Below are 9,291 nucleotides of genomic sequence, written 5' to 3'. Positions count from 1 at the left end.
AGGTCAGTTCGCGGTCCGGGTCGACGTGGATACCGCTGGTGCGGGCCGCGCCGTCGAGGACGAACCAGGTGATGGTGGCGAGCTCGTCGACCACCAGGGCCCGCGACCGGTCCGGTGCCGGGTCGGCGGCCCAGGTGGACAGCACCCCCTCGACCATCGTCACCACCGCGAACGGCACGGAATCGAAGGGCGTGGCATCGGTGCCCATCAGCTGCGCGATCGTGGAGATCAGCTCACTGCCGCGGGCCGCGATCCGCAGTTTCAGACTGGCGACGGCGTCGACGGTGTCCTCACCGCCATAGGGCGGCCCGGTTCGCGCGAACTCGGTAAGCCGCGGATGGTCCGACATCCAATCCGCGACCGCGCGGATGGTGCGGGTCAAGATCTCACGCACCGAGCCGGTCGACACGTCGAGCTGTTGGTCGAGTTGGGCGGCGAAATCATCGATCAGATATGAGCGGATCCGCCGGTCCAGCTCCTCACGGCCACTGAACTGCCGATACACCACCGATTTCGCGACACCGGCCCGCTTGGCGATGCGATGCACCGCGATATCGGCCCCGGCCGGACTCTCCTCGAGCAGCTCGACCGCGGCCCGCAGAATCGTCAGCTGGCGCTCGCTGTTGTGCCGCTCCCAGCGAGCCTCATAGCCACTGACCGCCCCCGGAATCCGCGGTTGTGGCGAAACCACCGACATGCCAGGCAGTGTACCGAGTGCGATCCCCGCCGCGTGCCGGTGCTCGCGGGACCGGGCAGCCGCCGCGCAACGGCTGCCCGGGCGCGCGCCGGCTAGCTGCCGAGCATGCTGCGCAGGACCGAGCCGAGCATGTCGGTGATCGATCCGGTGGAACTCAGCTGGCCGTCGGAGGAACCGAGCCCGTTGTTATCCATGCTTCCGAGCGCACCCTCGCCGATATTCGGCTTCCTTGCGGTGAAACACGCGGTCAGATTCGGGAACTCGGCACCGACGCCGACCGTGCCCGCTACACCGACGCCACCGCTGGTGACCTGCTGATCGGTCCGCAGATCGCCCGGGACCGGGTAGGTGATGTTCAGGGTGACCGGGTTGCCGGAGTTGACGAACCACCCGGTGCTGGTGACCTTCCATCCGCCCGCATTGGGCTCGGGCGTCACCGCCTCGGTCCGCTGTCCGCCGACCGCGTGGTAGGCGGTGATCGTCGCCTTGACCGGTGCCCCGAATCCGCGTGGCGGGAAGTCGGTGATGGTGTTGACGTAGGGATTCCCGACACCGGTTGTGCCGACCACCACCGTGTAGGTCACGGTGGTGCCGATACCGACGGACTCATTACTGGCGATCTTGTCGTAGACGTGGGTCACGCCGACCGTGCTCGCGTCCTTTTTGGTGGCGTGGCTGCGCACCGAACACGTGTCTGCGGCGGCGGTTCCCGCGCCGACTGCGACTCCGAAACCCGCGAGTGCCATGGACGCGGTCGCGATCAGGGCACCCGTACGAATACCAGGGAGCATTGTTCCTCCAGAATTCCCGGAGACCTCCGGGATGACATGTTCCTCATCAGGCGATTCGACTCGCCTTCGGGCGGATATCCGCCTGAGTGACAGGGAAGCACGGCTACTGGACCGACGTCCAGGTTTTCTGGAAAATCGATGTTTCACATTTTCGGACCGATCCAGCCTCAGGCCAGTTGCACCAACGCGCACCCGGCGATCAGCGCGACCAGGCCGCCCAACCGTACGGTTGTCACCGGTTTCGCCGGCAGTTGGAACCATCCGCGATGGTCGATGGCCGCCGAGGCCAGCTGCTGTCCGGTGACGGTGAGCGCGATGGTCGTCGCCGCGCCGATATGCGGGATCACGGTGAAGGTGACGGTCACATAGACGGCCGCCGCGACTCCGCCGAGCCAGCCCCACCACGGCACCGCGCGCAGCGGCGCCACCTGCGGGCGCGGTGTGCGACCGGTCAGCAGCAGGGCGATCAGCACCACGGCGATGGTGGCGGTGGCGACCAGGAACGACCACATGCCGGTCGCCATCGGATCGTCGAATTCCGCACGCAGGGCGGCATTGACCGCACCTTGGACCGGCAGGACCGCACCGGCGACCAAGCCGAGCACGATCCACCCGCTGCGCGAGGCCGTGGACGACTGCACCTTGCCGCCCTGGCTGCGGATGACGACAACGATGCCTGCCAGCACCGCGACCGCTCCGAGAATCGTGCCGGGGCCGAGGGAACGCTGCTGCACGCCGAGCAATCCGCCGACGTCGAGCACGATGGAGGCGAACATCTGCCCGGTGACGAACAACCCGACCGATGCCAGGGCGCCGAGCCGCGGGAAGAGCAGGATCGCGCTGGTGATGTAGATCGGCGAGGCGATGCCGCCGAGTAGCTTCCACGGATCGTGCGCGAGAACCTCACCCACGCTGCCCAATGCGCCCCAGCCACCGGCGATTCCGGCCACAAGGGCGAGCAGCACCGCCGAGATGGCCAGCTGCAGGGTGGATGCCCCGTAGGGTGTGCCCACCGCTTTGTTCAATTGCAAGTTCACCGAGGCTTGCACGGCGAGCAGGCCTCCGATCAGCAAGGCCGAAGCCAGAAAAACCACAGTCATTGGTGTTGTCTCCCGCAGGATTGGAAAGAGATATCGCGGATATGAGATCCGGATGTCTTCCACGATCGCGGGTCGCGGTTCTCGAGATCAACGACGAATCACGCAACCAACCATGACCTTTCGCGCATGATTCGGTCGTCGGATGAGCTTTCGATCATGATGCGGTGGTACGACAGGACCCCGCCAAGCGGGCCTCCCGCATGCCCGTGGGGCCGGCGTGGCGCACCGCCACCGACTTGGTTCGAGCGTTCGCCGAACCTGCCTTCGGAGAGGGGCCGAAAATAGCTGTGGCCCGGAACACTTGTTCCGGGCCACTGTTGTAGCGGGGACAGGATTTGAACCTGCGACCTCTGGGTTATGAGCCCAGCGAGCTACCGAGCTGCTCCACCCCGCGTCGGTAATCATCAGCTTACACACCTGTGGCCCGAGAACGTAATCGGCTGCGGTGCGGCTGCATATCGCGTGGTCAGCGCAGTGGAACGCCGACGTCGCTGCCACCTTCCGGGGTGATCCTGGTGTTGACCTTCACCAGTGCGGGCGCGGGCACGAATCCGCCGGCGAACAGCGCCTCACCCTGACGGAACCACGGCGAGCGCGCCAGTAGCGCGCTGGGCGCGTAGCCGAAGTAGGTGCCGAGTTCGGTGAGGTCGACCGGGGAAGTCATCTTCATCAGCGCCAGGTTGTCGCATTGGGAGATGATGCTCGGATGCACCTTGGACGGCCGCTGGGTCGACAACAGTAACCACAGGCCGAACTTGCGTCCTTCCGCGGCGATCTGGATGAGCCGCTCGCGCACGGCGACGGCAATGGCCGAATCCAAGCGCGGCGAGGCCAGATTGTGGGCTTCGTCGATGACCAGCAGCACCGGCCTGCGTTCCTCGCGCCGCTCCCACAGTTCGTCCAGCAGTGACAGCGCGACCACCAGCTGCTGTTCGGGGGTGGAGAAGCCACCGAGGTCGAGCACGGTGGCGTCGGGTCGTTCAGCGACGACCTCGGTGACCGCCGCGTGCTCCAGCGCCCAGACCTCCCAGTCGAGCAGGCCGAGGTTCTCCACGCGCTGGGCGAGCCTGCGCTGGGCGGCGGTGCCCGACTCGCGCAGGTTGGGTAGCCATTGACCGAGTTCCGCGGTCTCGAGCAGCGGGCCGATGTGGAGCAGTTCGTTGAATTCCTCACGGTCGACGACGGGGTCGATCTGCAGGATCGCCGCCTTGGACGACAGCGGCATCGTCATGAATCTGGCCCGCAGCAGGGAGTTCGGGTCCTCGGCATTCGGGCGCAGCACTCGAATGTCTCGTTCCCGGAGCGCGTCGGCGGTGGGGCCTGCGGCATCTGCGGCTATCTCGCCGAGGCGGATGAAGTCGGAGTTCGGGTCGAAGATCACGACGGGCAGGGCGGTGTGCGCGACGAGTTGTTCGAGGACGACGCCGAGGGCGTAGGTCTTGCCCGAGCCGCTCTGCCCACACCAGAAGGTGTGGCGGTTGAATCGCTTCGGCAGTAGCCGCGCCGGGCCGCCGGGGGCGGTGAGGGCGACACCGACGTCCAGGACCGCACCAGTGGTGTCGTGCAGTGCTTGCACGGTGCGGACGTCGACGGTTTCCAGTACGCCGTGCTGGAATGCGTGGCTGGTGCGGGTGTCGATGCCGTCGGTGGTCAGTTCGCCGATCAGCCGGCCGCGCAACTGGACCGGCGGGGTTTCCGATCGGTGTTCGACGAGCCCGAGTTGCCGGTGCCCCTCGGCGTCGACGACAACGAGGGAGCCTGCGACATAGGCGCTGTCGGCGGCGTCGATGACCAGGAACGAGCGTCCGTCGTCGGACCGGGCGGCAGGCTGCGTCGAGGCGGACATGAGGCGATCCTGCCACCTGGGCGGTGCTCTGCGATGGAAGTCGCAGAGTTGGGTTCGCAGCGGTTCGAGCCGGTATTTATCGGTAATCGGCGGGATATTGGCGCACATAGTGTCGGCTTATATCCCGGTGAGCGGTTATTCGTCATATAGCCGAGCTGCTGGATACTTGCCGGTTTCCGTTCGGCCCGGATGCTCGGCCGCCAGGGATGCGGCGTAGGCGCCGAACCGGGCACGACACAGAAAAAGGCCCGGCCCGGAGGCTGTGCGCCTCCGGGCCGGGCCTGTTGTAGCGGGGACAGGATTTGAACCTGCGACCTCTGGGTTATGAGCCCAGCGAGCTACCGAGCTGCTCCACCCCGCGTCGGTGAACACAACATTACACACGGGTTCGAGTCGATGGCAAACCAGCAGGTCGGACACATTTTCGGGCGGTCACAGGAGACGTCAGCGAGCCATCGAGGCGGCATCCCAGCGTCGGCCGAGAGCCCGAGCCGGCGCGCCCACCGCCCCGCCGGCCACTCCGAATCAAGGGCCGCTTCCCGCGCCCACTTCGCACCCCATGAGCCATGCCAATCGAGTTGCCCGGCGGTAGCGAAACCCCGAAATCCATCAGAACGTGTGACCCGGGCAACGATTTCGGAGTGATCCCGAACACATAACGGTGTTATCACAATGCCCATTGGGTAGGGGTGAATCCGGTTTCCAACCTGCGAATACGATCTAATGCTACCGATTCACCGGCAACAAATTGGAGTTTATCAAGACGTGATTGAACGAGATTTGTTCGTTACCGTCGTTGCCACGGCCCGGATCAAACCGAGATGGGCTCGAACCCGAACCGACGAACACCGGAGACCCTGTCCCACGGTTCGGAGTACCCCGACATTCACCTGGGGACAGGGGCCGACGGAGAACATCCGCCGAGCTGGTGGGCACAGGGAGGGAAACCACATGACTCAGAACCGGAAGTTCAGCACCCGCGCCCTCGGCCTCGCCGCCATTGCAGGGGCTCTCGTTGCCGTCCCGTTCGGTCTTTCCACCGCCACCGCGTCGGCCTACTCGGGCAACTGGGACGCCGTTGCGGCCTGTGAGAGCGGTGGCGACTGGTCCATCAACACCGGTAACGGCTACTACGGCGGCCTGCAGTTCTCGCAGAGCACCTGGGAAGCCAACGGTGGCTCCGGCAGCGCGAGCAACGCCAGCCGTGAAGAGCAGATCCGCGTGGCCGAGAACGTGCTGGCCACCCAGGGTGCCGGCGCTTGGCCGACTTGCGGCGCCTACCTCTGAGTTTCCTAGGCGTGCGGCCCGGCCGCTGACGCCCGACTCAGCAGCACACAAGAAACGGCGCTGTCATCCACTTGGATGACAGCGCCGTTTCTGTGTGTGCACCCGGCTTCCCATGGTCGCTTCTACAGCCGGAGGGCTGTTCGACCGGAGCCATGGGACAGAGTCACCGCCGACCTCGACGGTCTGGACCCCGATCGAGGGTACCGGTCCTACCCGGTGCCCTCGATCCGCAGGTCAGCAGATCAGCGTCCCGCGTCCTGGTAGGCCTTGACCGCGGCCTCCAGCTCGTCGAGCGCCTGACCGAAGTCGGAGAAGTTGCCCGTACGCATCGCGGTGCGGACCGCCTCGATCTTGCGGTTCAGCTCGGCGGCCGCGGCATCTTGGGCGCCCGAGGAGCCCGCAGGCGGCGGGGTCGAGCCTTCGACAGGCGGCGGCCCACCGTTGTCCGCAGGCGGCGGAGTCGAACCCTCGACCGGTGGCGCCGTCCCCGGCTGCGGCCGGATCGCAGGATCACCGCCCGGCGGTGTGGCCAACGCACCCGAGCCGGGCAAGACCTGGTTCAGCGCCTCGGCCAGCGTGGACGCATAGCCGACTTTCACACTGCCCGCCTGGTCACGGTAGCTGACCAGCACGCGCAGCAACTGCGGGAAGGTCGCGGTATTCGGGCCGGTATTGCGTTCGTTGTAGAACGGCTCGACGTACAAGATGCCGCCATCGGCGACCGGCAGCGTCAGCAGATTGCCGTATCTGATCTTGTTCGAGTTCGACAGCAGCGTCTTCTCCTGCGAGACCTGCGGCGCCGTCGTCATCGTGTTCTGCGTCTGCTGCGGACCCTGGGTCTGGGTGTCGGTCGGCAATTGCAGGATGCGGAACTTGCCGTAACCCGCCGGATCGGACCGCACCGAGATATAGGCCGACAGGAACTGGCGGTTGTAGCCGACCATCGCGCTGGTCAGGTTGAACACCGGCTTGCCGGTCTCCGGATCACCGAGCAGCACGTAGTACGGCGGCTGGCTCGCCGTCACGCCCTCGACGGTCGGATCGGCAGGCACCGACCAGAACGCGTTGTTGGTGAAGAACTCGCGCGGATCGTCGACGTGGTACTTGGTCAGCATCTCGCGCTGCACCTTGAACAGGTCCTCCGGATACCGGAAGTGCTCGCGCAGCTCAGGGCTGATCTCACTCTCCGACTTCACCGCATCCGGGAACACCCCGCGCCAGGCTTTGAGCACCGGATCGGAGGAGTCCACCTCGTACAGGTTCACCGAGCCGTCGTAGGCGTCGACGGTGGCCTTGACCGAGTTGCGGATGTAGCTGACTTCCTTGCGCGGCAGCAACCTGCCGGTCTTGCGGTCGATACTGTCCTCGACCGCGCCTTCCAGCGAGGAGATCTGGGCGTAGGGGTAGTTGTCCAGCGTGGTGTAGGCGTCCACGATCCAGACGATCCGGCCGTCGACGACAGTCGGGTAGGTGTTGCCGTCGGTGGTCAGCCACGGCGCCACCTTCTGCACCCGGTCCCGCGGGTCGCGGTTGAACAGGATCTTGGAATCGTCACCGATGGCCGAGGAGAACAGGATATTGCGCTCGGCGTACTTGGCCGCGAAGGCCAGGCGGTTGAACCAGTTGCCGATCGGCACGCCACCCGCGCCGTCGTAGGTGAAGCGGGCGTTGTCGGTGTCGTATTCGCGCGGAGTCTGACCCTCCGCGGCGCCGACGATCGCGTAATCCGGGTTGGACTGCGAGATCAGTTCGCCGTAGTAGATGCGCGGCTGATCGACCTGAATGCGCTGATCTTCCTTCTTCGTGGACAGATCACTGACCATGAAGATCGGATAGCCGGAGTCGCTGCTGCCGCCCGCCGCGTTGGGATCTTCCGACTGCGGCCGGTTGACGCGGTTGGCGGGCGCGGCGACGAAGCCGTTGCCATGGGTGTAGACGGTGTGCTTGTTGATCCAGTCGGTCTGGTTACCGCTCAACGAGGACGGCGACAGCTCGCGGGCGCCGACGATGAAGTCTTGGACCTCACCGTTGATGGTGTAGCGGTCGATGTCGAGCGACTCCGGGAAGCCGTAGAAGTTCTTCAGCTGACGCAGCTGGGTGAACGTCGGCGACAGAATGTTCGGATCGAGCAGCCGCGCGTTGGCGATGGTGGCGTGGTCGACCGGAACGCTGGCCGGGTTCTTACTGCTCTCACCGGAATAGGAGACGTAGTCGATCTTGTCGTCGGTGATCCCGTAGGCCTGCCTGGTGGCCGCGATATTGCGCTCGATGTATTCGCTTTCCTTCTCGGCGGCGTTCGGGCGCACCGAGAACTGCTCCACCATCAGCGGCCACACCGCACCGACCAGCACCGACGACAGCACCAGCAGCGCCGCGGCCATCGCAGGCACCCGCAGATCGCGCAGCACGATACCTGCGAAGAACGCGATCGCGCAGATGATGGCGATCGACATCAGGATCAGCTTCGCGGGCAGAACCGCGTTGATATCGGTGAACGAACCGCCGTTGAAGGTCGGTTCCTTACGGCTGCTCATCAGCAGTTCGTAGCGGTCGAACCAGTACGCGATGGCCTTGAGCAGCACGAATGACCCGGCCAGCACAGCAAGCTGGATACGGGCCGCGTTGGTGAGCGTGCCCTCGCGCCCGGACAGGCGCAGGCCGCCGAACACGTAGTGGGTGACCAGATTCGCGAAGAACGCGATGACGATGGCGACGAAGAGCCAGTTCAGAATCATCCGATAGAACGGCAGATCGAAGGCGTAGAAGCCGACGTCGAGGTTGAACTGCGGGTCGGTCTGACCGAACGAGCCGCCGTGCAGGAACAACTGAACGGTGACCCAATTCGACTGCGCCACCAGACCGGAGAGCACGCCGAGCAGCACCGGGATACCGATGCCGAACAGCTTCAGCCTGCTCATCACGGTGGTGCGGTAGCGCGCGATGGGATCGTTGGGTCCCGCCGTGGGTACGAACACCGGCCGGGAGCGATACGCCAGTAACAGCGCCCCCCACACCACCAGTCCGACGAACAGCCCTACCACGGCGAAGATCAAGATCCTGGTCCACAGGACCGTGACGTAGACGCCACGGAAGCCGACCTCGCCGAACCACAGCCAGTTCGTATAGGTATCGACCAGTCGCGGTCCCACCAGAAGTAGCGCCGCCAGAACGACGGCCGCCACCAGCAGCACACGGCTGCGGCGGGACAGCGAAGGTAAGCCCGAGGGGGGCCGCATGCCCACGATGCCACTCTCCAAGGTCCGGCGGCGCCAACCTCTGCACGCCGCAGTCCGATGTTGCGGATGGTCCGATCCGGACCGTTGGCGCCCACTCTACGGAAAATCGGACACCGCGCAGATGGCAGGGCGGCGGAGGGTGGTCATATGGCTCGCCGAGCCAAAGACGGACAAATCCGACACAGGTGAGGATCGCGGCACCGGGACCCACGACAACGGCAGGTCACACCCAGTTTTCGAGCGAAGCGAGACCGAGCATCCAAGTTCGCGGCCCGTCTCGGGGTTGCGGGGGCGGGGGGCCAGCCGGAGGGGAGCAGCGGCCCCCGGAACGCGA

At 65.6% G+C, this 9,291-nt stretch carries 6 protein-coding genes and 2 tRNA genes; 1 reads left to right on the top strand and 7 read right to left on the bottom strand.

What is annotated here, in order from left to right; translation table 11 throughout:
• The 6 genes from ACFXNW_RS29950 to ACFXNW_RS29925 all read right to left on the bottom strand — a co-directional run.
• Nucleotides 1-697: TetR/AcrR family transcriptional regulator (locus ACFXNW_RS29950; RefSeq protein WP_379421170.1), on the bottom strand; the 697-nt coding region annotated here is incomplete at its 3' end.
• Nucleotides 698-789: 92 nt separating this feature from the next.
• Nucleotides 790-1,488 (bottom strand): hypothetical protein, encoded by a 699-nt coding sequence (locus ACFXNW_RS29945; protein WP_379421169.1) that lies wholly within the window; start codon nt 1,486-1,488, stop codon nt 790-792.
• Nucleotides 1,489-1,655: 167 nt separating this feature from the next.
• On the bottom strand, nt 1,656-2,588 hold the full coding sequence (locus ACFXNW_RS29940; protein ID WP_379421168.1) for a DMT family transporter: 933 nt from the start codon (nt 2,586-2,588) through the stop codon (nt 1,656-1,658).
• Between the two features lie 320 nt (nt 2,589-2,908).
• Nucleotides 2,909-2,982: transfer RNA gene (locus ACFXNW_RS29935), tRNA-Met, on the bottom strand.
• A gap of 72 nt (nt 2,983-3,054) precedes the next feature.
• The gene (locus tag ACFXNW_RS29930) at nt 3,055-4,434 is read right to left on the bottom strand and encodes an ATP-binding protein (RefSeq protein ID WP_379421167.1); all 1,380 of its coding nucleotides are present in this window, start codon (nt 4,432-4,434) and stop codon (nt 3,055-3,057) included.
• Nucleotides 4,435-4,721: 287 nt separating this feature from the next.
• Nucleotides 4,722-4,795, bottom strand: a tRNA-Met gene (locus ACFXNW_RS29925).
• A 590-nt stretch (nt 4,796-5,385) separates the two neighbouring features.
• On the opposite strand from ACFXNW_RS29925, the gene ACFXNW_RS29920 reads away from it, so the two are divergent.
• Nucleotides 5,386-5,721 carry a transglycosylase family protein gene (locus ACFXNW_RS29920; protein ID WP_379421166.1) on the top strand — a complete coding sequence of 112 codons (336 nt, stop codon included), beginning with the start codon at nt 5,386-5,388 and terminating at the stop codon, nt 5,719-5,721.
• A gap of 242 nt (nt 5,722-5,963) precedes the next feature.
• Here the strand turns inward: ACFXNW_RS29920 and ACFXNW_RS29915 are convergent, their stop codons facing one another.
• Entirely contained in the window at nt 5,964-8,963 is a 3,000-nt protein-coding gene (locus ACFXNW_RS29915) for a UPF0182 family protein (RefSeq protein WP_379421165.1), read from the bottom strand.
• Between the last annotated feature and the right edge of the window lie 328 nt (nt 8,964-9,291).

Source organism: Nocardia sp. NPDC059180, assembly GCF_042754945.1.
Taxonomy (GTDB): domain Bacteria; phylum Actinomycetota; class Actinomycetes; order Mycobacteriales; family Mycobacteriaceae; genus Nocardia.
Note: the sequence above shows the minus strand (reverse complement) of the source record. Positions and strands in the feature narration are given on the sequence as shown.